Raw genomic sequence first — 26,169 nt, forward strand, 5'->3', positions numbered from 1 at the left:
TCGTCCAACGCGGGTTCCCTTTGGCTGACTATGATCAATATCTCATCGCACCGCCGATCACGACGCCGCTGCCGAAAATCAGCGCCTTGGTCAGGAAGTCATTGTTGTCTCTCCGCGGCTCGTCGCGCATCACAATCTCCCTGTTGCGCCAGCGCTCGACGATCTGCTGTCTTCGCGGTTTCCGCTGCGCCATCGGTTTCAGCGTGCGGGTCTTGTGCACGACCTGTTTCTTCGGTGGTGCGGTGCGGACCTGGTCGGCGGCCGAGGTGCGAACGGCCGAGCCGGGATTCGCGTTCGCATCGTTCGTGTCGAGCGACGCGACCTGCTTGCCCGCCTCGGGGCCCTTCAACTGGTCGATGTCGAGCCTTGCCACCGTGGCGAAGCGGCCGCTTGGAAACTGGTCGAGATAGGCCTCGTAATAGGGAATGGCATTCTTTTTCGAAGCCTCGTCCCAAAGCCGCTGCTCAACCTGCCAGGACGGCGGATCGCTTGCGATCGGCGCGGGGGCGGGCGAGGCCGTCGTCCTGGCTGCATCGGCGATCGGCGCCCCCGCGGCCTGTGCCGACGGCTTGCCAAGGAAAACCTCGCGTCCCAGCGATGCGTTGTGCCATGGGCGCTGCCGGCCCTGCGTGGCTTCCGTCACGTCGCCGCGCACGCGCGTCAGCGCGCTCTGAATCTCGACACCGGGTTCGGTCAGGTGCTTGGCCAACGCCAGGGAGTAGGGGCTGTCGACGCCGTCGCCGTCGAAAGCGATAGCGCCGGGATCGGTTGCGTAGGCGATCAAGACACCGCCGGTGCCGACGCCGTCTGCCTTTGCATCCACCGGCGCGAGGCCGGCGCCAAGCGAGCGGCTCTTGGGCAGAGCCGCAGCCAGGGTACGACCCAGCGGATTGTCGCGGCAGGCATCGAGAATGATGATGCCAACGGCGGGATCGGCAGGCAGCGCCGCCATGAACTCGTCGATCTGAACCGTGCGGGTCTTGAGATAGGCGGGCGAGGTCAGGTCGGCATCGACCGGTATGAGATAGTTCTTGCCGTCGACCTGCATGCCGTGGCCGGCATAGAAGATGACCGCGAGGTCGGCGTTGTAGGATTCTTCGGTGAATTTGCTGATCAGGCCATGCATACCGGCATTGTCCTGGTCGACACCTTCGATCACGTCGAAGCCGGCGTTGCGCAACGTCGACGCAATCAGGTGGGCATCGTTCGCCGGGTTGGGCAAGGCAACGGCGTTGACATATTTGCTGTTGCCGATGACCAGCGCGACACGCTTGCTCTCGGCTGTTGCGGCCTGGACGCCGAAGGCGGCAAGGATGGAAAGGACAACTCCGCTCAAAAGGATGGCAAACAGTTTCATGGATCAGCCCTCCTGCCCATCGGGGCACGCTATGGATCTCTGCGCATGCTCAATTCGTCAGCGACGAAGTCGCTTCGGCCAAAAATGGCTCTCAGGCTTGTGTAGCCCCGACGACAGCTTAGGTTCACCGGATCCCCCGGCTTCCGCAGATATTTGTCGAAACCGATCGACCAGGCGATCGTGCCGCCTTTGAGCCGGGACGGCCACTAGAACCGTTCACCGTTTCACGGAAATGGTGAGCCGTTCTGTTCACACTTTTCCTGGAATTGCTCAGCCCGGCTCAAGCGTCTCTTGGATTGAATTGAGCAACGCGGTTATCGCCTGCTTGTATTTCTCGAACTCCGGCGACGTCTGCCGGACCTCGGTCGTGGTTGTCGCCGGCTGGCTCTGATCGGTCACCACGCGCGGCACTTTCTGCCCCATTTTCCGCTCGGCCCAATCGATGACGTAGCCGACGGTCTTGCCGGTCAGGAACGGGTTGGCCTGGATCACGGCTGCGCCCAGAACAGCGCTCAATTGCGACGAGCCGGACGCGGCCAGCACCTGGTGTGCCCCCTCCATGCCGAGGAAATGGCAAAGATACAGGCGACCGGCGGTTATCTGGTGGCCGCGGGCGCGCAGATAGGCCTCGCCTTCGCGCGCCAGGTTGCGCACCATTTCGCGTGACAGCGTCGCGTCATAGCGAAGCGCGAGCAGGTCGGCGGTCGAAAGCGATCGGGCAAGGTCGGGACGATAGGTGTTCATCATCCGGATCCAGGTCTTGGTGATGAACTGGCCGGCGCCGGTTGCCGACGAGTTGGGGTTCTTGGCGCGGGCGCTGCCGCCGCTTTCGACATGGACGATCCGGTCGGTCAGCGTCTCGACCGCGGAATCGCCGGGCCCGCCGGAACTGACGGAAACGGCGGTGGCGACGGTGGTGACTGTCCCGAGCGGGTCGATCGCCTCGCCGTTCTCGTAGAGCTCGAAATGCAGATGCGGGCCGGTCGAAAGCCCCGTCGTGCCGATATAGCCGATGACGTCGCCGGCCTTCACCTTGGTGCCGACACCGCTGGCGATGGCGAATTTTTGCATATGCGCGTAGCGCGTCTCGCGGCCGTTGGCATGCGTGATCTTCACCAGATTGCCGTAGCTGCCGCCATCGCCCTGGAAGGAAATCTCGCCGTCGAAGGCCGCCATGACCGGCGTCCCGACCGGAGCCGCCCAGTCGACACCCTTGTGGATCCGAACCGTGCCGAGGATCGGATGCTTGCGCGGGCCGAAGGTCGACGTCATCACCCCGGCGACCGGCGTGACCATGCCGTTGGTGACGTTCAGCGAGCGAACCTGATCATCGCCGGTCACGCAGGCATACTGGCCGTCACTTTGCTGGAAGACGAAGCAGTCGAGGTTCTTGTCCTTACCCAGGACGCCGACGTAAAGCACCCGTCCGGAGATCTCGCCTTGGTCGCGCGGCGTCTGCGAGTAGATCATCACCAGGCGCTGGTCCTCGCTGGCGAAAGCGTCGAGATCCTGTCCCCTCGACAGATACATGATCGCTTCGCCGATCACGCTGGTCGGCACCTTGTTGCGCGCCGCGGTCGAGTAGATTGCGTCGAGCAGCCGGTACTGCCGCTTGGGTCCGCCCTGGTCGGAGGCACCCGAATAGTTGAAGAGGTCCTCGCGAACCCAGGGGTCGACGCCGGAAACGAAGGCGCCCGCTGCGTTGCGCGTCAGCGTGCCGACATAGACGTTCCTTGCGTAGACCGAGACCTGCATCAGCGACATGGTCGTCGTCTCGCGATTCGGCCGGAAGCCGCGCATGGCGACCACGAAACCGGACTCGAGCCCGTCGCGCTTGAACAGCGCTTTCAGCGCCTCGCCCGCAAGCCTGGCGTCGTCCGCTGAGAAATGCGCGTCGAGCACCACGCTATCCAGGCTGCGGTCGTTGAGGATTTTCACGAAAGTGTCCTCTGTCGCCGCGAAGCGCTGATATTCGCTGGTGACGGTCGCGACGGTGGTGTTGTTCTCGATCGCGGTTTTCTTGAAGGCGGGGAGCGCTGCCTCGCCCTGGTCGATGGTCTCCCCCCAGCCGGCCTCGGGGTCGTCTGCGTCGGCCTTGGGCGCCGAACCGGCGGGGGGCTCGCCCGCGTCCGGCGGCGCCTGCAGGTCGTTCGCCAGATCGCCCGGTTGGTCGTTGGGCGCCGCAGCAGGTGCGGGCGAGGTCGGTTGCTGATCGTCTGGTGCTGCGGTTGAAGGCTGCCGCTGCGCCTTGAAGAAGGCAAAATCCTCCTGCGTCGACGGGATCGTCGTCATGAACTTCTCGCTGGCGCTCAGCATCACGTCGGACAGAATCTCGATCTGCGGCGAGGCCCCGGAACTGTCGAGTTCGGCCGGGCGCGCAACCGTGTGGCCCTTCGTGGCGGTGTCCGCATCGGGCGCCAGCGTGATCCACATCGGATCACCGGCAAGGTCGATGATGGCCGGCACATAGACCGAGGCGTCGGGCGGCACGTCCTCCATGCCTTCGACGGGATGCAGTTCCTCATCCTCGTCGCCGAACGACCAGTTGTCCTTCGTAAGATAGAAGCCGGTGGCGATCGCGATGACGGTGAGCGTTGCAACGCCAGCAAGAACGCGGCGCCAGAGTTTGCGTCTGCGCTCGGCCAGGCGTGCCAGCTTCTTCTGTTTGAAGCTCGTGTCGATGCTGTGCGTCACGGGCTGTTTCCGGTCAGGAAATAGGTCCAGCGCACCTGCTCCAGCGTGTCGACCTCGACGAAACGCGCCGCGATATGACCGCGCTGCCAGCACTCCTCGATGCCACGGATGGAGAAGCGGCGCCGATCAACGCACATCTCGGTCGATCCGTTGAGGATCGCATGGCCGAACACGTCGGTCGCGTAGAGGTAGATGTAGCGGTTGGCCAGTTCCTCGCGGATGACGTTCACGCATTGGTTGGCGCCGATGGTCCACCAGCCATCGGTCTGGTCGGCATTGTCGACCTTCTGTCCGACGGCGAGGTTGACGACGTCGAGCGTCTGGTTGCAGACGGTGAATTCGGCATGCGCGCTTCTGGTCGAGAAGATAACGAGCAGCGCCGCGCCGAACAGCGCGGAAAATGCCAAGCGGTCGGAGAAGTCCGCCAATAATCGAAACCAGCTACGCTTTGTGCGTGACGAAGGCTGGCAAAATGAATGCGAGGGGCGAAGGTCCATCGGCGTTCATATCTATCCGCCGAGCTGGAAATATTTGGCGGTGGCGGAGAACTGCGGGCCGTCGGCGCCGATCTCCTCGAGGATCTTTGGCAAAAGCTCGGAGACCGGTGTCGGTCTCGAGAACATCGCGGCCTGAACGTCCTTTGGTCCGGTGATCACCAGCATGATCTGCGGCAGGGGTTTGCCGGCCGCCTTGTCGGCGGCGCCTAGACCGATCGGGATGTTGAAGGTCGCCTTGTCGGTCTGCGCCACGATGCGATCATCGAGGTTGAAGGCGATGCCCCTGTGGTCGATTAACATGACGTTGGAAACCAACCCGCCACGCGTTACCAGAGTGCCGCTGATCGGCGCGCCATCCGGCACCGATGTCCGGTCGAGAACGAGCCGCGGACTTTCCACACGGTTCCGGTCGAGGACGCGCAGGAAGTTGGTCACTTCACACTGGGGCTGTTCGATGAGACGGACATTGATGTCCGGCTCGAGATGGAACCTCGAGCGAAAATCATTGAGCATCTGCTCGAAGGGCTGCACGGCTGTTGCGAGGCCTTCGATGGCGGCGGAGCTGGCGGTTTGCGATGTCAGCGACGCATAGAAACAGTCGCCGCCGCTGAAGTCGCGCACCCATGAGGCGCGTTGCGCCGCCTCGTCGACCGGCTTCGCCGGCGGAACCGCCGGCTTTGGCACATTGATCGCCACTTCGGTATTTTCGGGCCGTGTGGTTACCGGCGGCTGCGGTCGCTGGGACGGCTGCGCTGCCTGTGTCGGCTCTTGGGGCGAGGTTGGTGGTGTCGGCTCGCTGGCGGCCGGGGGCGGGGCCACCGGTTTAGCCGGCGGGCTGGTCGGCTGGGCCGGCAACCGGCTCTCCGAGGTCGGTGGCGAGGAAGCCTCCGGCTTGGCCAGCTTGGAAAGGATCTCGACCAGGTCCGTTGCGCTGGGTTCTGTCGCCGGCGGGTTTGCCTGCTGCGCCGGCTTGCTCTCTGCCTCCGCCTGGCTTGGCGTGGACGTCTTCGGTGGGTTAGCGGTCGGGTTTTGGGCAGGCTTGGTCTCGACCGGGGGCGCTTGCGCCTGACTGTTGGCCGTGGTTTCGGGCGGCGCAGGCTTGCCGACGGGCGGCGCTACCGGCGCCTGCTCGGCGGGTGGCCGTGCTTCTGTTGCCGGCGGCACCTCGGGCCTGGTGGTCGGCATGGGGATTTCGGTAGGCTTGGCCGCCTCCGGTTTCTGCTGGCCCGTAGCGTCCGCCTGGTTCTCGGCCGGCACTGGGGTCTTCACCTCTGCATCCGGTAGGGCAGGTGGGTTCACCGTCTCGATAGTGGCGGCATTGTCGGGTTTTGAAGGCTCTGGCTGAGGCTGCATCGGCGGCTGAGGGTTCGATGCTTCCGGCTGCGGCGTTTGAGCCACCGGCTTGGGGGCTTCAACAACGGGTTTGGGCACCGGCTTCGGTGTCAACGGTTTGAGTTTCTCTTCGGCAGGCGGAGGCGCCAGGATGCCGCTGAAGTAAAGGCCGCCGCCCAACAGGACCGCCAGCGTCACGAGGCCGCCGGCGACAGCCGGCATCCGCGACAATTTTCGCGGCGCAGCCGGCATGGGCGTGCTGGCCGGCGCGGGCGCTGGCGCAGGCCGTGGTTGTGACAGATGCGCCGGTCGCACATGTTCAACAAAGTGCTTTTCGCCCGCGGACGTCGAAGGCTGCGGCCCGGTGTCGGACAGCGCCGTCCAGCCGGCGCGCGGCAAGCCCGCGCGGTCACGCGGACCATACGATGCCGGCGGCAATGTCACGTCGACATCCTCGCCACGCGTTGCCCTGGCGATCTCGGCCATGCTGGCAGGCCGATCCCGCGGATCCGGCTGCAGCATCGCGGCAATGAGCTCTTGGAAATCGGGGTCGATGTCAGACAGGTCCGGCACGGTCCGGCGTTTCTCGATCACCTCGTATTGCGAGCCGCTCATATCGAGCGGCTTTCCGCGCAATGCCGCGGCGAGCACCAGTCCGAGACTATAGATATCGGACTGCTCGCTGACCTCACCGCCATAGAGACCGAGCTGTTCGGGCGAGACGTAATTGTATTTGCCGGCGAACTTCCCGCCGATCAGCGTTTCACCGCCTGCGGTCGCCGACCGGGCTATGCCGAAATCGATGATCTTGGCGCTTTCCACCTGCCCGCCAGGCAGGATGATGTTGTCCGGCGAGAGGTCGCGGTGAACCGCGCCCGCCCGGTGCACGGCCGCGAGCCCCGACGTCAGGCGATGGCAAAGTCGCCGCACTTCTTCCGCCGGCATCGGTCCGCGACGCATTACGTCGAATAGCGACTGGCCGTCCACGAACTCCATCGCCAGATAGGGGCGGCCGATCCTCGGATCGATGGTGAAGACGTGATAGCGCACCACTGCGTCATGCGACAGGTGATTGAGGATCGACGCTTCCTTGCGGAACAGCGACAGGATCGTCTGATCGCGGGCGAATTCGGGCAATACGATCTTGATCGCCACATGGTCGCCGGTTTGGATGTTGTGGCCGCGATAGACCTCTCCCATGCCGCCGGAGGCGATCCTCTCGTCGAGTTCGTAAATGCCGCTGAGCTGAGTGCCGACGCCGGCATAGATGTCGTTCGTCGATATCCGGGTCTTGTCGTCGTCGCTCATCTCGCCAGGCTCTCCGCTCCGGACCGATCCGAATGGAGCGCGCCGTTGCGACCGCCGCCGATCTTCACGAGTACGATGGTCACATTGTCGGTTCCGCCGCGCGCCAGCACCGTCTCCAGCAGGCTTCGGCACGCCGCTTGCGGCGTTGCGGATATCACTGCGGCTTCGATCTCGGCGTCGCTGACATGCGCCGTCAGTCCGTCGGTGCTCAGGACGAAAACATCCCCCGGCATCAGCTCGCCCTGCTGGAAATCGATCTCGAGCTCATCGCTGACGCCGACGGCATGGGTGATGACATGGCGGCGCGGCCAGGTAAGCGCTTCCTCCGGGCTGATCATGCCGCGGTCCAGCAGTTCCTGGACCTCGGTGTGATCCTTCGAGACCTGAAAGATCACACCGTTGCGGACCAGATAGATGCGGCTGTCGCCGGCCCACAGGCCAGCGAAGCGTCCGTCCATTGCAAGCAAGGCCGCGAAGGTGGACCCGATGGTGATGCCGCGGGATCGCGAGATGTCGCGGATCTCGGAATTGGCGCGGCTCAGCCGGTCTTCGAAGCGCGCGCGAAGGTCCGGCGCCGAGCTTGCAATGCCGATCGTTGCCAGATGATCGACGATGCTGGCCGATGCGACCTCGCCGGCCTCGTGCCCGCCCATGCCATCGGCCACCACCCACAGGCCGGTCTGCGGCTCTATCAGGTAGTTGTCCTCATTGTGGTCGCGCACGCAGCCCTTATGGCTTACGCCGAAGCTTTCGATGGGAAGGGCGACAGAACTCAATTTGCCACCAAGCGCTTCGCGAGCGTCCTCTGTGACCAATCATGGGCGGCGTGCCGATGCCACTTTGCCACAAGCGCATACGTTAGAGTACCGAAATGAGGGCTGCGGCCGGCGGCGCGCTGGAACACAGCCATGTCAGAACGCCTTTGGACAGCTGAAGCCGGACAGGGCCGGTAGCAGGAATGGATTGGCCCCCGGTCCGGTCTGCATCGTGTAAGCGACGTCTCGTCCGCCGATCACGAAGCGAGCTTCGGTGTTGGCGCCATTGGCGGTGATGGTCGCCTTGTCCAACAGACGCTTCAAGGCCCACGGTCCTTCGAATTTGAGAGCGGAGTCGCGGCCTGGCATTTCCGGCATCAGGCTTAGGCTGGCGGAACCAGAGGCAGTGCTGTTCGGCCAGGTCACTGTGCTTGGCGCGTTCCCCGTCTGGCTGCTCTGGACGGTCTGGCCGTCAATGTCGAGAACTGCGTTGTCTGCGTCGCTATTCAGCGAAAAAGGCGTGATGGTGATCGAAACCGACGGCACCGAGCCGCCGGAAGGGAAGAAGGCGCTGCGGATTTCGGCGGCCGCCTGAAATGATTTCAAGGTCGACTTCGCCAGGTCGCGGCTGGAGCGGGCGTCCTGTCTCCAGGTCCATTCCTGGCCGGTCATGTCGATCAGCGGCGCAAGGTTCTGCGCGAAGAAGCGGTCCATCAGCCCGCCCGGCGCGAAGAGCTTGGCGAAATCCGCTATCGAGATCTCTTCGGTGCCGTCACTGACGAAGGGATAGCGACCGTTGACCGCCTCTTCGCAGGCTCGTGTGACCGTCTGGTCGAGGTTCTGGTTGAGGTTGGCCACCGAAGCTTCCGCGACATTGCCTTCAAACTCGTCCGCTGCCGCGTTGACCATGCGCGCAAGCGGCTTCGGAAGGCGCGAGGCGTTTGCGCGCAGCGTGGAGATCTGCAGCTGCAGGTTGGCGTTGACGCGTTCGGTCTGGGAAGGGACATCGGCCGAAAGCTTGAGGCTTTGAAAGATGTCGCGGAAATTCCGCGTCAACGCATCGAGCGGCCGCCGTCCACTGGCGCCGCTGACCAGGGCCTGGAACGGTCGAAACTGTGCCTCGACGCTCGCACCGGCATTCTGCGCGACAGCCGGGTCCAATCCGGCTCGGCTCTGCGACTTGCCGCCAGCGATCTGCAGGCCGATGCGTGCCAGACCTTTGGCCATGCTGGCGGGGTCTTCTTGCGCTGCGCTCTCGCCCTCGGCCGTGGTGTTCTGCTTCGTCAATGCGGTCTCATCGGCGATCGCGGTGAACAGCTGATCGAGAGGCGAGTCCGGCGCGGCGAGGGCGGAAAGCGCGAGATATTGCGGCTTGTCCTTGAGCAACGCCTTGAACTTGAGCTGGTCGAGCACGCGGTTCCATGCGGAAGAGAATTCCTTGCCGTAGCGGTCGATCAGTTCGGGGCCGAGCTTGGGCAGGTCCTGGTCGATGCCGCCCTGTTCGCCGCCTCCGCCGAGCACCCACTGGTCGTTGACGAGCATTTGCGCGATGCGCGAGAGCTGCGGCAGGAAGAAGCGGTTGAAGCCCGCGCGCGTGTAAAGTCCAGGAACGTTGAGATCGGCGAGGTCGCTGCCATCCATGCGTTCGAACAGCAGCTGCGTCTCGGGACCGGCTTTCGCGGCGACGGAGAGGTCCTCCAGCCTTGCGGCGTAGACGGCCGACCTGATCAGCGCCGAAGCGCGGTCGGCAAGGCTCATGCGCCCAAGCGAGCGTTGCGCGGCTTCGATCAGTGGCTGGTTGAGCTCAAAGACGGGATCGTAGGCGTCGTCGAGCGCGAGCATCGCACGCAGATGCTTTTCGAGCTGCGCGCGGCCCTCGCGGTTGTTCTCGCCGGGATAGCGGTTCTCTTCCCAATCCTGCCTCATCCAGGAGACAATCAACTCGTCATCGACCTTCGGAGCCTTGCCGCCCAGCATCAGGTAGATCTTCAGCGGTTCGTAAAGCGCGATCGGATCGGCCATCTTGGCCTGGATGGTGCGCTCGGCCTGCACCAGCAGCCGGGAGCGGAATGTCCGCTCGAGCGCTTGTCGGTAGGCGGTCCTGGAGGCCGACAGCAGCCTCTCGCGCTGGCTGAGCCCGAACGTCTCCTCGATCGGCTTTGCCTGGTCGCCGTTCTCGTAGCCAGCCGGCAGGTTGCGCAACTGGTCGAGCGGGCCGATGACGTTTTCGAGATCAACGTCGGTCACCGTCGTGCTCTTCAGCAGTGAATCGGCGCTGTCGCGATACTGTGCCATCGCCTGCCGGGTGGAGGCGATCAGCGACTTGTTGGCGAAGAAGCTGAGGCCAAGCACGCCGAGAGCCGCCAAGGCCGCCAGCGCAATGGCGGCGAGGCCGCCAAATCTCGCGAGCCTGGCGCGCCGTTCGGCCGCTCGGTCGAAGGATACCCAGCCCGATTCCGGGAAGATCACATTGGTCAGCAGATCGTGCAGGAAGAAGCTCTTGCCGATGCCGGAAAGATGCGCCTGCGAGGTGCTGCCGAAGCTGCGGCCGATCGTGCCCAGCACCTGGTCGAACGGGGTTCCTTCCTGAGTACCAGAGGAGAAATAGAGGCCCCGCAGGCTGACATTGACATGCGATCGAGAGGCATCGAACAAGCTACCGATAAAATGCGCTATCCGGTTCCCCAGCGCACCGAACTGTGCCGGGAAGCCGAAGATGGCGATGCGCGCCACCGGGTCGGCCTCCTCCTGCAAGCGATCGACAACTTCTTCCGCCAAGCGCTTCGCCAGCCCGTCGAATTCGGCCGGCGCCTCGCCGGCCATGTTCCTTGTGCGATCGGCGGTCTGGAACGTCGCGCCCCACACCTTGCGCCTGCCTGCTTCGTCGAATTGGCCGAAATAATCCATGAAGCCGGAGACGAGATCGGCCTTGGTGAAAAGCAGATAGACGGGAAACTGGATCTTCAGCGTCTCGTGCAATTCGCGCAGGCGGCTTCTTATCTCGGTCACATGCGCCTCGATTTGCTGGTCGTCGAGGCCAATGAGATCGGCGAGGCTGATGGCCAGGATCACGCCGTTGATCGGCTGCCTTACGCGGTTTTTCTTGAGCAATCCGAGGAAAGCAAGCCAGCTTGCCTTGTCGCGCTCGCGGTCCGATTCCTGCGTCGTGTAGCGGCCGGCCGTGTCGATCAGCACCGCCTCATCGGTAAACCACCAGTCGCAAGACCGCGTGCCGCCGACGCCGGCCACCGGCTGGGCATTGCCGGAGCCCGCAAGCGGAAATTTCAGCCCGGAATTGACCAGAGCCGTCGTCTTCCCGGCGCCTGGCGGGCCGATGATGATGTACCAGGGAATATCATAGAGGAAGTTGCGCTTTCCGCTCGTCCGCTTCAGCGTCGCGATGGCCTCGCTCATGCGCGCTTCGAGCACCTGTGCATCGTCGTTGCGCTCGTCGCTGCGCACGATGGCCGCTTCGAGCGCCCTTTGCGCCTTGCGCCTTTGCCAGAAGCCGATGCCGTAGAACAACGCCAGCACGGCCACCGTTACCCCGATGATGACCGCCCTGAGCCACACGGATCCGAGCGGGCGGGTATCGGCGAAGCGGATCAGCGGTCCGGCATACCAGACGGCGGCCGAGAAGCCGGCCAGGGCGAGCACGCTGAATATCCGCAGCACCCAGCCCATCAGTTGCCGTTCTCCGCCGAGCCGGTCTGCAAGGTCTCCTGTTTCGGGATCATCACGTCGACGCGGCGGTTCTTGGCGCGGCCGTCCGCCGTCGCGTTGTCGGCGATGGGTTCGTCTTCGCCCTTGCCGTCCACGCTCAGACGCGACGGATCCTTCAATTGCCTGGCGATCATCGCCTGCACGGCCTTCGCGCGGGCGACCGAGAGATCGAAGTTCGATTTGAACGTGCTCGACTTCTTCGGCTTCACATTGTCGGTGTGGCCGACGATCTTGATCGGTCCGGCTTCGGCGTCGAGCGCCGTGGCGATATCGGCCGCGATCGGCTGGAACTGTGCCTTCAAATCAGCCTGGCCGGATGCGAACAGAAGCTGGTTGCTGATCTCGACGACGATGAAGTCGCCCTTCGTACCGACGTTCAGTCCGCCAGCGGCGATCTCCTGGGCGAGTGCCGCGCGGATGCGGTCGATCTGCGTGGTGTCCGGGGGAGAGGGTGGCGGCGGGTTGGCTTGCACCGGTTCGGCGGGCGCCGTCACGCTGGCGCGTTCAATGGTGACCGGGGTGGAAGGATTGAGCGCCAGCAGCGCGCCGGCGGTTGCATCGCCTTCATCGGTGATCAGGATCCGTAGCCCGAAAAAAGCCGCCGTCACCAGGGTCGCCGCGGCGGCTGCGATCGCCCATAGAGGCAGCCGCCCTCTTGGCCTGGTCATTGCCGCCGCCATGCCTTGCCACCGGGGCGAAATGTCCTCGGCGGCGCGCGGCCTGAAATAGCGCAGCGTGTCGTAGACGTCGCGCCGGACGCGCTCGAGTGTGTTGCGTTCGCTGGACAATCCCCGATACTGGCCCTCGAACCCCAGCGACAGGCAGGCATGCATCAATTCGAGCAGGTCGTAATGCGCTTCAGGCTTGGCGAGGAGGTTGTTCAGCGCTTCATAGAAGCCGGTGCCTGTCGGTCGTGTGTGGAAGAACCGCGCCACCAGACTGTGCTGAAGCCAGGTTTCCTTGTTCGGCCAGGGCAGGTTGCCGACGAGATCGTCGGCGGTTTCGCAAAGCGCGAATTTCGCGATCCGTGCGTCTTCTTCCCCAATGCCGGCTTTGGCGATGGTGTGGTCGAAGGTCTCGATGGCGTCTGCGATGTGCTCCGCCAAGGCCGCGGCTTGCCGTTCGACCGGTATCAGCCGCAGCTGACCGAACAGCATGAGCAATGGGGCTGCGGCGGATAGGATAGGATTTGTCGCGGCATACTTCACGCCAGCTGTGGCGTCGAGCAAGGCGTCCTGCTGCAACGCCGGTGCCGCCGCGGGCTCAGCCCCGTGGCCGGCTTCCTGAAAGACCACGGTTCCGGACGACCAGCCGGGGGGCATTTGTCGGCCGAGGCCGGGGTCGAACACTGTCGATTCCCTGGCGGGTGATGGCGCACCGGAACGATCGGGAGCCACGCGCGGCTTTTGTCTTGGCCGTGGTGCGCGGATGACGGTTTTATCCGGCGGCTCGGAGGGATCGTCCTTCGAGCTCATCGGCGCACCACCGTCGAGGTGCGCGTACCAGGCTGGGTATCAACAGCGAGCCGGATGGAAAGACTGATCTTGCCGAAACATGACATTCCTGCACACGCCCCAAGCCACACCGCTTTGCCAGCCAGGCAAGCGCCCATGCGCTATCCTAGTCGCACGGCAAGCCGATTGAAATCGGAAAGCAGGATGATCAAGGAAGCGGCTTCTTCCACGGGGTCCCTCACACAGCCCGTAAGAGCGTTGCTGACGACATTTGCCGAGCGCGGCTATTTCTGCTTGCCTGCCTTGGCGTAGGCTTCGGCGAAATAGGCGAGGAAGACATCCAGCATGCCGTTTTCGTGCTTGTCCTCCATCGTCCGCCACGTTGCGACGAGCGCGTCCCAGGCCTGGCTTTTCCTGGACGAAAAGGACGCAGGCGGGATTCTTTTGGCGATCGCCTCCGGCGACAGGTCGTCGAGGAGCCGCGAGAGCGCGGCCTGCATGGCGGCGTAGGTTGCGATTTCGTGGGTCTTCAGGTCGCGGAACGCATCCTCGATGCTGTGCCTGGCATCGAGATAGCCGGCCCGGCGCTTGGCAAACATGATCTCGAGTATGTCGTCGGTGCCCGGCACGAATTTCAGCGGGTTGTTGTCCTCGGCGCCGATCATGGTGCGGTGCGCGCTTTTGGCGAGCACCTTGGCCGCCGCCCGCGCCTTGAGCAGCAAGGACAGCTGCTCGACCGTGGTTCTCAGCACCGCACCGATCTCCGCAGCGACGTCATGCGGGTCGCGCGACTGCAACAGCTCCGGCGATAAGCCGGCCGCCCTGGCGATATCGCGCAGTATCCCGTCCGCTTCCGCCGACTGCTTGACCGGGACAGCGGGGCCGGGCTGCAGCGCCGAAGACGTCGGCACCGGCGTTGACCCGGCCGGGCGCTGCCCCGCTGGATTGTGGAATGGCGCGCTGCCAAGTTCCAGCGGCCTTCCCGTCGAGGGCGGCAACTCGCGTTGCGTTGAACCGGTCCTGGCTTGCGGATGGCCGGTGGCGGCGCGCTCTTCGTCGACCGAAACGGCGACGACATAACGGCCGATCAGCAGCCGGTCGCCTTGGGTCAGCCGATGCGGCGCATTCATGCGCTGGCTGGAGCCGTTGACGAAAGTGCCGTTGCGCGAGACGTCATGAAGCCAGAACGAGCCCGCCTGATAATGGACTTCGCAATGCCGGCCTGAGATGAACTTGTCGGGGTCGGTAAGTGTCCAGTCGCAATTTTCGCGCCCGATTTCGAAGCTGCGGTCGCGGGCGGCATAGCTCGCCGAAATGCCTGGCGGCAGTCTGTCAACATTGCTGATCTGGAGCGAAATGAACATTCGACGCCACTGGCAAACCTGAAATCCTAGGCATTCTAGCATCTTGCCAGCGCAGTGGGAGAGGTGCGCGTCACATGAATGCACGCCACGGTTTAGACATTGCTTCTGTTTGGCCTCCATCAAACATATGCTAGGCTTGCAGAGGTCCGATGCGGTGAATTCGAAAACCTTCCGTGCGTGATGCAATTTACGGAGCGGGGGCTTCAATCCATCACACTGGCGGCTGCGTCGAGGAGGGGCACGCCCCATGGCGAACGAACGTGCCACGGTTGTACACACGCCGGTTGGCGCCGATGTGCTGACCTTCACCCATCTCGTCGGTCGTGACGAGATCAGCCGAAGTTTTGCCTACACCGTCGGGTTCGTCAGCAAGAGCCGAGACGTCGATCCGCTGAAGATGCTGGGCGGCGTCGTTTCGGTCGAAGGTGAATCCGATCCAAAGCGTTGGTTCAGCGGCCTGGTGTCGGATTTCAAGCTTACGCGCATAGAGGACCGGCTGGCCTACTACGAGGCCACCGTCAGACCGTGGCTCTGGTTCCTCGGAAATACCACCGATTGCCGCATTTTCCAGAACATGACGGCTGTGGAGATCGTCGAAAAGATCTTTTCGAAATACGGCATCGCAAAATTCGAGAAGCGCCTGCAGGGCTCGTATCCATCGCGCGAATACTGTGTCCAGTATGACGAGAGTGATCTCGATTTCGTACAGCGGTTGTTCGAGCACGAAGGCATTTTCTATTTCTTCGAGCATGATGAGGACAAGCACACGCTCGTGCTGTGCGATGCGATGAGCAAGCTGAAGCCGGCTCCAGGCTACGAGAAGGTGCTTTATAATTTCGAGGGCTATGGCTCGCGACGCGACGTCGAATACATCACCGAATGGATCCCGGGCAGTGCGGTGCGGCCAGGCGCCTACGCCCATACGGACTATGACTTCGAGAAGCCCGGCGCCGATCTGATGGCGAAGTCCGCCCAGCCCTTCAGCCACAAGGAGGCTTCGGGCGAAAACTACCGCCAGCCCGGAGCGCATCTCGATGTCGGGCGCGGCGACACGATCGCGGGGATCCGCCGCGAGGAACTTCAGGCAGTGCACCATCGCAACACCGCCGTCGGTACGGTGCGCGGCCTTTTTTCCGGCTGCAAGTTCACGCTCGAAAGCTTTCCGCGCGACGACCAGAATACGGAATATCTGGTTGTGAGCGCCGAATACCGCCTGTTCGATCCGGGCTACCGGACCCAGAACGAAGCCCACATCGAGAATTTCAAGGTGGTGCTGGGCGTAGCGCCCACGAAATTGCCCTATCGGCCACCGCGCATCACGCCCAGACCGATCATGCGCGGCCCGCAGACGGCAACGGTGGTCGGCCCTTCGGGCGAAGAGATATTCACCGACAAATATGCGCGGGTGAAGGTGCAATTCCACTGGGACCGCCTCGGCAAGAAGGACCAGAACTCGTCCTGTTTCGTGCGCGTGTCTCAGACCTGGGCTGGCAGCGGCTGGGGCTTCATCCAGATCCCGCGCATCGGCCAGGAGGTCATCGTCGATTTCATCGAGGGCGACCCGGACCTGCCGATCATCACCGGTCGCGTCTACAATGCCTCCGAGATGCCGCCCTACGCGCTGCCTGCCAACGCCACGCAATCGGGCTGGAAGTCCAATTCCTCGAAAGGCGGCGGCGGCTACAACGAGCTGATGTTCGAGGACAAGGCCGGTTCCGAACTGGTCAATTTCCAGGCGCAGAAGGACCACCATCTGCTGATCAAGCACGACCGCAACAAGACGGTACAGCACGACCAGTCCGACCGCATCGACCATGACGCCAAGCACTCCGTCGGCCATAACCTCGACGAGGACGTCGGCAACAACAAGACCGTCAAGGTCGGCGTCGACCAGACGACGAACATCGGGTCGAACGACACCGAAACGGTGGGCGCGAACCGGTCGCTAACGGTGATGGCGAACGAGACGATCCACGTCGTCGCCAATTCGACGGAAAACATCGACGCCAGCCACTCGCAAACGGTCGGGCTGGTGCAGACGGTGACGGTCGGCGCGGCGCGCGTCGATACCGTGGGCGCCACCGAGACACGGAGCGTCGGCGCGGCGCAAACGAATACGATCGGGGCGTCGCGGAGTGTGACGGTGGGGGCGGGGCAGAGCCACGATATCGGGGCGGATGATGGCTGGAACGTAGCGGCCAGCCAAAGTATCGAGATCGGCGCCGATCAGGGCCTCAAAATCGGCGGCGCGCAGAACACCGAGATCAGCAAGACATGGACCGTCAAGGTCGGCCAGGATGCCTCGACCCAGATCGACGGGGCGCACGAACTCAAGATCGGCAAGAAGAGCCTCACCCAAGTCGGCGAGGATGCGGGGATGGTGGTCGGCAAGAACCTGACTATCGAAGCCAAGGACTCGATAACGATCAAGACCGGTAGTGCAGAGATCCTTATGAAGAAGGATGGAACGATCACCATCAAGGGAAAGGACATTACGATCAAAGGTTCGGGAAAGATCAATGTCGACGCTTCGAGCGATATCGTCATGAAGGGCAGCAACATCCTGCAGAATTGAGGTTCGAAATGGTTGCGTTGAAATCGCGGATCGAGGGTGTCGTTATCGGGGTTCTGTTGGGCTTCGAGGAGGCCACGCCGCTGGTCGTATTTGCAGGCAATCCAAAGGAGACCGCACTCAAGGCGAAGAGCCTCGTCGCGCTGGGTCCGGACGCGATCGCCTCCGAAGTGGCACTGTTGTTCGAGGAGGGGGATCCACTACTTCCGCTGATCGTCGGACGCATTGTCGATCCGACCCGCGACCCGCGCCCGCGGGCGTTCAGTGACGGGCGCCAGGTGCGGATCCATGGCGAGGAACGCGTCGAACTCCGCTGCGGCAAAGCGACCATCATCCTCGAAAAAGACGGTCATATCACCATTCGCGGCACATATGTCACCAGCCATGCCAGTGCGGCAAATCGTATCCGCGGTGGCTCGGTCAACCTCAACTGATGCCGCGCGCACCCGTCCTTCCGAAAATCGTGCGCCAGCACGCGGAGATGGCGGCGTTCCTGTGGACAGTCTACGACCGGCACCTGCTGCACCCGGACGAGAATCCCGACATGGACGCTGAGCGGCTCGCGCGGCTGGTCGAGCGGCTGGAGGCGCATTTGGACGGGCTGTGGGTGGCGGGACCGGAGGGCAAGCGAATCGCTCAGGAACGGTTCGCCGAATATCCCGAAGCGGGCGAGCTGTTCGTCGTGCGCATGCTGGAGGCGAAGCGCCCGATCCCGGTCACAGAGCTGGACCTTAAAAAGGTCAGAGAATATCTCGGGGCGAACGGGGTGTAGATCGCTAAGCGAGCTGCCGCGCCCGCTTATCCGTCGTGGCGCACTTCTTCCCATACGTCGTCCGGCAGGTCCGTGATGACCCAGGCGTTTTGCCGCCGTTTGGCGACCCCCTTGTGATCGAAATACCACAGCACGCCATCCGCGACATCAATGAGCAACGGGCTCTGCAGTTCGTCCGGCAGGGCAATCTCCTCTTCCAACTGCAAATCCTTGCCGAGGACATGGATCACCGTATCGCCAAGAAGGTGGGGCCGGCCACCGACTAGGCAGATGGAATAGTAGTTCTCGGCGAAGCCCGGCTGCGAGAAATCCTCGAAGCCATCGGGATCCCGACCTGCGACGATCAGACCACCGCCGCCCGCCGCTAGAAAGCGACCGTCCTCTAGCACGATAACATCCTCAAGATAGGTGCTGCCGGGTAGGTCCACGCCTGTCCAGCGGCGTTTATTCCGCACGTACAGGCAGCCGATTTCGCCTGCCAACTGGGTCTCGAAGCGCTCCTTCGCGGCAAGGTATTGTGGCATCGTGCCTGTCTCTGCGATCCGGTCGAGTTCGGCTTGCTCGGCGGCGGTCGGCTCACGGAAGGCTGCGGCGGTGTTGCCGCATGCCGCCCACTCCCCATTCGCGTTTCGCGCCACGGCCTCGAATGCGTTGTCGCCCAAAGCCTCGTCATCCGAGTCGGCTATTCTTGTCCACGCGTCCCGTGTGTCGCGCACATAGACTTGCGAGCCGTATCCGCAGGCAATCAGTTCGTCGCCCAATTGCCGAATTTGGCTCATCGAGCCACGGCCCTCTTCGTCGTCACCGGCGCCCGCCTCCGGAATCTGCTCGCTGGCAAATTGCTGGCCGACGAAAGTGACATCGCCGTCGATGCCGAGGGCCGCGAGCAGCGCCCCGTGACGCCAGCCGTCGAGTCTCGTCAGCCACACGAGCGTCGATTCGAAATGCACATAGTTCCATTCAGGCATGCCCGGCGCTCGGTGGAGCGTAAGCCTGCTGAACTGCGGCCCGTCCTCGAGCAGGCCGGTCGAAATTGCGAAGCCGTCGGCAGACAGCGCACAGGCCGCCCAGATATCGTAGTTGCTCATGATATTGTCGTGTTCAGCATTTTGCTCGCCGCCGCCTTGTTAGGAAGAGTACCTGATGTGCGGCCGACCTGGTTCGGCCCGATGTTTGCGGTCTGCCTGGTTACCGCGGCCTTTGCCTTCGCGATGCACGCGGCCGTTGGATTGCCATTCTTATCCTGCTTGATGTCGCTTATCGACTTCTTCGACTCAGCGATAATGTCACCGAGGTTCGCGGTGTTCCAGGTGCCGTTGCTTTTCATGGTCTCAATATGCGCCTTCTTGGCCGCGCCTTTCAGATTGGCCGGTACCTTCTGCCCGAGCTTCTTGAGTGCTGCCCGCTCCTTCTTGTGGATCTTCTTGTGCGCCGACTTGCTGACACAGATGCAGACGCCTTCACCGATCGACGGCGCGTTCTTCACGCGCTCGCCGATGTTCCGCTTCTGCCTGCCGAAGGTCCGCGTGATGGTCGAGGCGCCGGCCGCCCCAGCGGCGATCGCCTGGTCCCGCGTGCCCGTGCGGTAGGCCTTGTCCGGAACGATATGATGCGCCTCGCCGGGAGGCTTCGCGTTCGCGCAGGCAGCGGCGATGTCATCATAGGAACCGACGAGGCAGTCCGCGTCCTGGCCGGGTTTCAGGTCGGCGGCCGCGACCTTCGGCCAGGGCGGTGCATTGCCGACCGGCGAGGCATGGTTATTCGTTGAGATGTCGGTAAACCGGCTGATCGGCTCTCCATCCATCTTGACGTTGCCGGACCAAGCTTCGGCGTACTCCTTGCCGGTGTTTTGCGAGCTGACGACGCCCTTTTTCGGCGCACACCCCGCTTCGGTCCCCATGGTCTTGGTGTAGTAGGACTGGTTCTTCTGCGTGACGGTCTTGCCGCCGATCTTGACTGTGCTCGTCCCTTTGTCCGTGTCGGAATCCGTACCAAAGCTTGGGTAGGGAATCGGCACGCCGGGCGGCGTGGCCGGCGTCTGCGGCGGCGTGAAACAGACATCTGGAAAAGCCGCGATCACCTGATTGGTCTGCGCCTTGCAAGCGATCTCGAGCCCATTCGCGAACACGGTCATGCGGCGACCCGCCTCCGCGGCATTCGGCCCGCGGTCAACAGCATCGCACCGCAGGCACCGTCGTCGCCCGAAGACTCGATCAGCACCGGATCGCCTCGGTCGTACCCTTTCATGGCAGCTGTCATGGCCATGCCAACCGTCATCGGCACGACAGCGGCTCCGACATTGCCGAGACTTTCAGCTGGGCTCCAGAAGTCTTGGAAACCATGATGGCCTCGGACGAGCCGCAACGAGGCAATCGCTGCCTGCTTGAAGAAATAGCTCTCGCCGATCAGATCCGAAATCCGGTAACCGATATCGCGCATTTCCATCCCCGAGGCGTCCAGAGCCATGCGGTAGGCTGCGGTCATGCCGTCGCCGCGGAGAGGAAGATCGGTATGGTTGTAGATATAGGCCGGCTCGCGGGCCAGGCCGAGGCCGAGGAGGCGCATGGTGCCGCTGCCTGGGCGGGTGCAGAGGATAGCAGCGGCAGCTTCGCCGGGGATGAAGCCATTAGGGTTGTCTGGGGTGAGCAGGCGTCGTTCGGCCAGATAGTGGTCGATCGTCAGTCCCGCCAGGTAGCTGTCGACGCCGCAGATCATCACGTAAGGTACGCTGCGGTCGGCCAGCAGCCGACGGGCCTGGTCGAGTGCGACGTGGCCGGAGGGCCGGCCGTGGGCGACGATTCGCGTTCGGTACGGTGAGGCGATGCCGGTGATCTCGGCGATGCGCGCAGCGAGGCGTGCGGCTTCCGGGGCGAGCCGGCCGGGCCGGTCTTCTTCGGGGAGGCAGAGGATGAGCGCTGCTGTGCCATGTGCCTCAGGAACGGGCTCGAAGGCCTCGAGGATGGCGGCCGCGGCCATGTGGGCCAGCCGTTTCTCTCCTGTGAACTTGCGCGGCAGCGGCACCGGGGCGCCGACCAGCCAGCCGCCGCCGGGGCCGACGAAGCGGGTTTCCTGGAACCCGTCGAGCTTGGCGCGCATCGCGGCGCATGCCGAGGGGGCGTCGAGACCGACCGCGGTCACCATGCCGATCGAAACGATGTCGAGCTCGAGTGTCATGCCTCCTCGATTTCTCCTTCCGCGTCAGCACCGTTTGCACGGACATAGGTTCGCCCGGTCGCTCGTGCGCGCAGCATGGATTGCGTCGGCGGCCCGATCCAGCATTCCGAAAAATCGAGGATCGTGCGCTTGAGCCGCTGCTGCAACCGCCAAACCAGCGAGAATCGTCGATTTTCTAGATCGAACAGGATGGTGTCCGGAGACAGTTCACCGTCGAACACCTTGTCCTGCTCCTTAAACAAGGTCATCGGCAACGCCGTCGCCGGCAGGCGGAAAACCTCCTTGCCCATCGGCGTCAGATTGATCAGCTGCACGTCCTCGCCGCCGCGCGGATGGTCGATCTGCTGGTCAGGCGGCGCCATCTGGAAATAGCGCTCATCGAAATCCGGTGGAAGGAACGGAAAAATATTGTCGATCCAGTTCTGGTCGTAAGTGCCGCCATATTCGATGCGTCCCGGCCAGCCGCGGCCCATCGGCCCAAAGCTCATCGGCTTGTAGTCGCCAAAGGGTGAGCGCACTTCCTCGCCGACCGCCTGCGTGTTGGGCAGGCGCAGGCCTGGGACTAGGCGCTGGTTCTTGGTGCGCGACCATCCGGTTCCGACCGGGTTGTATTTGTAGCTGGCCGGAAGCTTGTCCTCCGGATCCAGCCTGTCCACGCCACCCCAGGCAACGTCATAGGAGATGGGCAGTTTCAGGAAGGGTTGCGGCGACGTGGCGGTAAAGACCGGACCGATGGAGCGCCATTCGCGGTGGCCAACCACCTCGAACAGCTTCGACCAGTTGCCGACCTTGATCCCGACCGGCACGCGCTCGACCGGCCGTCCGCCCGGCGCATAGGCGCAGCCATTGGCGATCACGTCGCAGCGCGGCTTGCGGAAGGCGAAATCTGTCTCCCACAGCGTCGCCGAATAGCCAGGCACACCGGTCTGGGTGTCGGCCATGACCAGCGGAACCTGTTCGGCCGATTTCTGCACCAGCCCGCCAGGCTTCGTTGGAAAATCGAAAGTGCCCTTGACCACGACCACGATCCACTCGTGGCCGGCCTTGTCCATGCCCATGGTGAACTGATGCGGAAAGCCCATCTGGTTCCAGATCTGCATCAGCTGGTCTCCCAGCTTGCGGCGAAGATCTGCTCCAGGGTCGGCTGCGGCGCTTGCTGATCGACATCGAAAATATCCGTATGCGCCGTCCACGCCACGAACTCGTCGATGAGATCGCCCTCGCCATCGACAAGCGGAACGGGCAGGGCGGCCAGTGCCGCGTCGAGTTCGTCGGGTGTCAACTCTCCTCGCTGCGCCGCCAAGGCGAGGGTTTCGATGCTTTCGAACCATGCGTCCGCAAAAGCCAGCTTAAGGGGCGCCTCCGGGAGCCTTGCGACGACGCTCAATGGAAATTGCCGGCCGACCCTGTCGGCGCTTTGCAGTAGGATGCCGGCCGAGGCGCCGAAGGAGCCAGGCCCGCTGAGGAAACGCAGCGCAATGTGCTGCGGCCAGGTTTTAAGTCCGAACAGCGGCACGATATGCTGCGCCAGCCAGCGGTCCCATCCACGCACGAAATCCGCCGGCAGCCGCCGGGTCACGAAATCGCCGGTGGCGGGCATCTTGCCATAGAAGCCGGGCACGATCAGATCTGCGGCGGACATGTGAACTTCTTGAACATTTCGAGCGTGTAGGGGTTCTCGACGCTGGCGGCTTTGAGTTCGAAATCGGCCCACATCCCCTTCGTGCCTAGCCGCAGGCTATAGACGTCGGTGAGCTTGGTCGCGGCGAAGCGGCCGCCGCGCAGCATTCTGAGCCACGCCCAGCTGCCGGTCTCGTTCAGCATCACTTCGGGCGAGCCGTCGACCGGCTGGAAGGCGAGCGAGATCACCCCGGTGCCATCCTTGCCGGGCCACGTCATCGGTTGCGGCCTGGTGGCGTTGTTGTAGTAGACGAGGTTCTGGCCATCGAGGTTGAGCGTGACACGCGCCACGTTGGGGGAGAGGTCCTTGGGCTCCAGCGTGAAGTTCATCACCGGGCCGGTGCCGCCCGGAAACAGATCGTCGCGGATATGCCTCGCCTGTTCGAACGCTGCGAGCGCCGCTGGGTCGAGGCCGAAATCGGCACGCCATTTCCACGGCTCGCTGGCGGTGTCGACATAGTTGATCAAATGGTCGGTGGTGAAGGCATCGATCAGGCCGGTCGGCCCGAACAGACGTTGGAAGTCGCGCACATTGACATCGACCGCGCTGTCCGGGCTGAACGGATAGCGGTTGTTGAGCGCCGCCTGGCAGAAGGGCAGTATATCGGCCCGCCAGATGGCGTTGAGCTCGTTGGTTACGGCTTTCTGCGACAGCCCGCTGGTGTCGCCGGCAATGCCGCCCAGCCACTCGTTGATCGGCGAAGGCAGGATCTGCGCCTGCCTGGCGACGGCACCCGTCAGTTCGGCGAGGCCGCCCTGCTTCTTGATCGCATCCTGCGGGTTGGGATTGGCGGTCACCGTCTGCAACACATTCGACAGCGCCGTCAGCGCCACGACGGCGGCGTCGAGCGCCGGCGGCTGGCCGTCGACCTGGGCGATGGTGCCTTTGAGCGGCTTGAAATGCTCGGCAACCAAGCTGCCGGTCATGTCCACCTGGTTGGCGGAGCCGGCGCGCGGCAGGAGCTTGGCGCCCGAGGTCACCACCTTGCCCAGCTTGCCGAGTTTGCTGAGCAGCTTGGAGCCGGTCTTGGCGGCAGCGCCACTTTTGTCGTCGGCCGGCGCATCGTCGGAGCGGGTGAGGTCGGTCTCCTGCACCACTGCCGTCAACAGGCGCTTCAGCGCGGAGTCGGCGCTGGAAAGATCCTTGAGGTTTTCACTGGCGATGTTGAGATCGGTAAGCGGCGCAAGCCGCATGTCACGCAGGAAAGAGTCCCACTGGGCGATATAGTCGTCATAGTAAAGCTTCAAGATGTCCTGCGAGAGCGCCGAGACCGACGTCTCCGAATTCTCCGAGCAGCCGCCGGCAAACACCGCGCGATCGAGGGCCGCCTGTCCCGCCACATCCTCGACCCGGTCGAGGATCGCGTCGTGGAAACCGGCATAGGTGTAGGGGCCAGAAACACCGACGCGCAACGTCTTGTCGGAGCGGCGCGCGAACACCTTGGCGCCGTTCGGCCCGGCGAAATTGGCCGGCACCCATTCCTTGACGGCGGCTACCTCCGGGTCGGCCAGGAGCTGCTTGTAGGCGCGCTGCGGCAGTGAGATCGTGCATACAGTCTTCAGCGCCTCCGCGACCAGTGCCTTGTCCGGGGCGATGTAGCTGTCGTCGACGGCCATGCGGCGGATGGCGGCGATTTGGTGGTCTTCGGCGTCGGCCGTGGGGAAAGGCGGAGCCGGCGCGAATTGCGGCAGGCTGTTCACCCACCAGTTCTGGACGAAATCGGTGTCCATCTGCGACAGGCCGGTCATCATCCGGTAGGTCTTCAGCGCGCCGAGCATGAAATCCGGATCGCGGATTTGCCGCCACATCGTGGCCTCGAGCAGGGCGACCATATGCGGCTCGAGCACGTTGCGCAGCGCATGGTCGTAGGTATCGGTCTGTGCGCGCACCAGCTCCGGCGAAGCGGTCGGGCCGAGCAGGTTATGGACGGCGCCTGGCGGCGGCGTTCGGGCGGTCGCCACCGCGTCCATCGCCGCCAGCGCGCCATCCATGGTCGGCTGCTCGACCGCGGCCGGCGTGGCGGCGACTTGGGTGAGCGGCCCTTGCAGGGCTTCGAACTGGCCGGCCTGTTCGGTGATCGCATTGCGGTTGTCGAGGTAGGACCAGGTGAACAGTCCGCCGGCCAGCAGGGCCGCGAGCGCACAGGCGGCGGCGGCGCCGCGCCAGATCCAGGCGCGGCGGCGCTGCGCCAGCGGATCGAATGTGCCAAGGCCAGCCTCCTTGAAGATCACTTCGGTGAGAAGGTTCCTGAGGAAGAAGCTGCGCTTCTCGACGCGCGCCGCCGGCATGGCGCGGCGCGGCGGCAGCCCGAAGGACGATGACAACGCTGCGGTCAGGCGGTCGATGGGGGCACCTTCCTGTGTCGCCGATGTCAGATAAAGGCCGCGCAGCCACGCGGCTTCCTCGTAGCGGCTTTCGCCGAACATCGCCTCGATCAGCACCTGGATCGGCCCGCAGAGGCTCGCCAACTGCGCCGGAAAGCGAAAGATCTCGGCGCGCGAGCCAAGCTTGTCTTCGTCTTCAAGGCGCGGCACCAGCCTTCGCTCCAGCTCGGTGCCAAGCCTGGCCAGCTCAGCCTGGATCATGCTTGCGTTGACGCGGGCATCCAGCGCAAAGGTGGTTCCCCACACCTGCTCGCGCGCACTCGTCGACAAGCCGCCGAAGAAGGCTTCGAACCCTTTGATCAGGTCGGCCTTCGTCAGCATCAGGTAGACAGGCAGACGAATCTCCAGTCGATCGTTGAGCTCCGCCAGTCGGCGGCGGATCTTGCGGCCGTGCGCCTTGATTGCTTCGTCGCCCTCCGAGAGGGCATCGATCGACAGCGCGACGATGACGCCGTTGAGCGCACGCCGGCCCCGGTGCTTCTTCAGAAGGTCCAGGAAGCCCAGCCATTCCGCGGCGTCGACGTCCGGCTGGCTCTCCTGCTGGACGTAGCGGCCCGCGGTGTCGATCAGCACCGCGTTCTCGGAGAAAAACCAGTCGCAGTTGCGCGTGCCGCCGACACCCTGCAGATCATCGGTCAGATCGATTGGAAAATTGAGGCCCGACTGGCGCAATGCCGTGGTCTTGCCGGTGGCCGGAGGCCCGACGATCACATACCACGGCATCTCGCGCAGGAACTTCCGTCCGCCGAGCTTGCGCCGCTTGAGCTCGGCCATCACCTCGCCGAACTTGGCGCCGACGGCTGCAACGCTCTCTTCGCCGGGGGTGAGCTGCTTTTCGGCCACGGGTGCCGAGATCTCGGCGACGAACATGCGGTTGGCGCGGATCGCGCGCCGTTGCGCGATGATCAGCCAGATCAGCCACAGGATGATCAGCCCCGCGATGATGGCGATGCGCACATTGTCGGATTCGAACGGCGAGTACGGGCCGACCTGGACGATCGGGCCGAACACCCAGATCAAAAGCGAAAGCAGCGCAATGCCGATCAGCGTCCAGAGAAAGCGCGAGGTGATGACCGCCCAGAGGAAGCGCAGGATGAACATC

At 63.7% G+C, this 26,169-nt stretch carries 17 protein-coding genes; 3 read left to right on the top strand and 14 right to left on the bottom strand.

Annotated elements, in window-relative coordinates:
- Positions 1 to 34: 34 nt before the first annotated feature.
- From JG747_RS13990 to tagH, 8 genes are all read right to left on the bottom strand, one after another.
- Positions 35 to 1,357, bottom strand: a complete 1,323-nt coding sequence (locus tag JG747_RS13990) for a caspase family protein (RefSeq protein WP_202362013.1) — start codon at positions 1,355 to 1,357, stop codon at positions 35 to 37.
- 270 nt (positions 1,358 to 1,627) lie between these two features.
- A complete protein-coding gene (locus JG747_RS13995; protein ID WP_202362014.1) occupies positions 1,628 to 4,051 on the bottom strand; it encodes a M23 family metallopeptidase in 2,424 nt (807 codons plus the stop codon).
- Positions 4,048 to 4,548: a DUF1036 domain-containing protein gene (locus tag JG747_RS14000; protein WP_019859812.1), complete on the bottom strand. Its 501-nt coding sequence runs from the start codon at positions 4,546 to 4,548 to the stop codon at positions 4,048 to 4,050. The genes JG747_RS13995 and JG747_RS14000 overlap by 4 nt, the downstream gene beginning before the upstream one ends.
- 12 nt (positions 4,549 to 4,560) lie before the next feature.
- Positions 4,561 to 7,188, bottom strand: a complete 2,628-nt coding sequence (locus tag JG747_RS14005; RefSeq protein ID WP_202362015.1) for a serine/threonine-protein kinase — start codon at positions 7,186 to 7,188, stop codon at positions 4,561 to 4,563.
- Positions 7,185 to 7,964, bottom strand: coding sequence for a PP2C family protein-serine/threonine phosphatase (locus JG747_RS14010; protein ID WP_069093485.1), 780 nt, complete (start codon positions 7,962 to 7,964; stop codon positions 7,185 to 7,187). Before JG747_RS14010 ends, JG747_RS14005 begins: the two co-directional genes overlap by 4 nt.
- 135 nt (positions 7,965 to 8,099) lie before the next feature.
- Positions 8,100 to 11,627 (bottom strand): type VI secretion system membrane subunit TssM, encoded by a 3,528-nt coding sequence (gene tssM, locus JG747_RS14015; protein ID WP_202362016.1) that lies wholly within the window; start codon positions 11,625 to 11,627, stop codon positions 8,100 to 8,102.
- Positions 11,627 to 13,141 carry a type VI secretion system protein TssL, long form gene (gene tssL / locus JG747_RS14020; RefSeq protein WP_202362017.1) on the bottom strand — a complete coding sequence of 505 codons (1,515 nt, stop codon included), beginning with the start codon at positions 13,139 to 13,141 and terminating at the stop codon, positions 11,627 to 11,629. Before tssL ends, tssM (JG747_RS14015) begins: the two co-directional genes overlap by 1 nt.
- Before the next feature lie 263 nt (positions 13,142 to 13,404).
- On the bottom strand, positions 13,405 to 14,484 hold the full coding sequence (gene tagH / locus JG747_RS14025; protein WP_202362018.1) for a type VI secretion system-associated FHA domain protein TagH: 1,080 nt from the start codon (positions 14,482 to 14,484) through the stop codon (positions 13,405 to 13,407).
- A gap of 247 nt (positions 14,485 to 14,731) precedes the next feature.
- Here tagH and tssI point away from each other — a divergent pair, with 247 nt between their 5' ends.
- Genes tssI through JG747_RS14040 form a run of 3 tightly spaced genes read left to right on the top strand, consistent with a single transcriptional unit; the run spans position 14,732 to position 17,828 of the window.
- The gene (tssI, locus tag JG747_RS14030; RefSeq protein WP_019859806.1) at positions 14,732 to 17,059 is read left to right on the top strand and encodes a type VI secretion system Vgr family protein; all 2,328 of its coding nucleotides are present in this window, start codon (positions 14,732 to 14,734) and stop codon (positions 17,057 to 17,059) included.
- Positions 17,060 to 17,067: 8 nt separating this feature from the next.
- Complete coding sequence (locus tag JG747_RS14035; RefSeq protein ID WP_019859805.1) at positions 17,068 to 17,490, top strand: DUF6484 domain-containing protein; 423 nt, start codon at positions 17,068 to 17,070, stop codon at positions 17,488 to 17,490.
- On the top strand, positions 17,490 to 17,828 hold the full coding sequence (locus JG747_RS14040; protein WP_019859804.1) for a hypothetical protein: 339 nt from the start codon (positions 17,490 to 17,492) through the stop codon (positions 17,826 to 17,828). Before JG747_RS14035 ends, JG747_RS14040 begins: the two co-directional genes overlap by 1 nt.
- 26 nt (positions 17,829 to 17,854) lie before the next feature.
- Here JG747_RS14040 and JG747_RS14045 read toward each other — a convergent pair whose 3' ends face one another.
- The 6 genes from JG747_RS14045 to tssM (JG747_RS14070) are packed head-to-tail and all read right to left on the bottom strand — an operon-like array spanning position 17,855 to position 26,168.
- Positions 17,855 to 18,916: a hypothetical protein gene (locus tag JG747_RS14045; RefSeq protein WP_202362019.1), complete on the bottom strand. Its 1,062-nt coding sequence runs from the start codon at positions 18,914 to 18,916 to the stop codon at positions 17,855 to 17,857.
- The gene (locus JG747_RS14050) at positions 18,913 to 19,962 is read right to left on the bottom strand and encodes a DUF4150 domain-containing protein (RefSeq protein ID WP_019859801.1); all 1,050 of its coding nucleotides are present in this window, start codon (positions 19,960 to 19,962) and stop codon (positions 18,913 to 18,915) included. Before JG747_RS14050 ends, JG747_RS14045 begins: the two co-directional genes overlap by 4 nt.
- Entirely contained in the window at positions 19,959 to 21,002 is a 1,044-nt protein-coding gene (locus JG747_RS14055) for a 3-oxoacyl-ACP synthase (protein ID WP_019859800.1), read from the bottom strand. Before JG747_RS14055 ends, JG747_RS14050 begins: the two co-directional genes overlap by 4 nt.
- Positions 20,999 to 22,102 carry a DUF2169 family type VI secretion system accessory protein gene (locus JG747_RS14060; protein WP_019859799.1) on the bottom strand — a complete coding sequence of 368 codons (1,104 nt, stop codon included), beginning with the start codon at positions 22,100 to 22,102 and terminating at the stop codon, positions 20,999 to 21,001. The genes JG747_RS14055 and JG747_RS14060 overlap by 4 nt, the downstream gene beginning before the upstream one ends.
- Positions 22,102 to 22,644, bottom strand: coding sequence for a type VI secretion system-associated protein TagF (gene tagF, locus JG747_RS14065; RefSeq protein ID WP_019859798.1), 543 nt, complete (start codon positions 22,642 to 22,644; stop codon positions 22,102 to 22,104). Before tagF ends, JG747_RS14060 begins: the two co-directional genes overlap by 1 nt.
- Positions 22,626 to 26,168, bottom strand: coding sequence for a type VI secretion system membrane subunit TssM (gene tssM, locus JG747_RS14070; RefSeq protein ID WP_019859797.1), 3,543 nt, complete (start codon positions 26,166 to 26,168; stop codon positions 22,626 to 22,628). Before tssM (JG747_RS14070) ends, tagF begins: the two co-directional genes overlap by 19 nt.
- Between the last annotated feature and the right edge of the window lies 1 nt (position 26,169).

The organism is Mesorhizobium sp. 131-3-5, assembly GCF_016756575.1.
Classification (GTDB): Bacteria; Pseudomonadota; Alphaproteobacteria; order Rhizobiales; family Rhizobiaceae; genus Mesorhizobium; species Mesorhizobium jarvisii.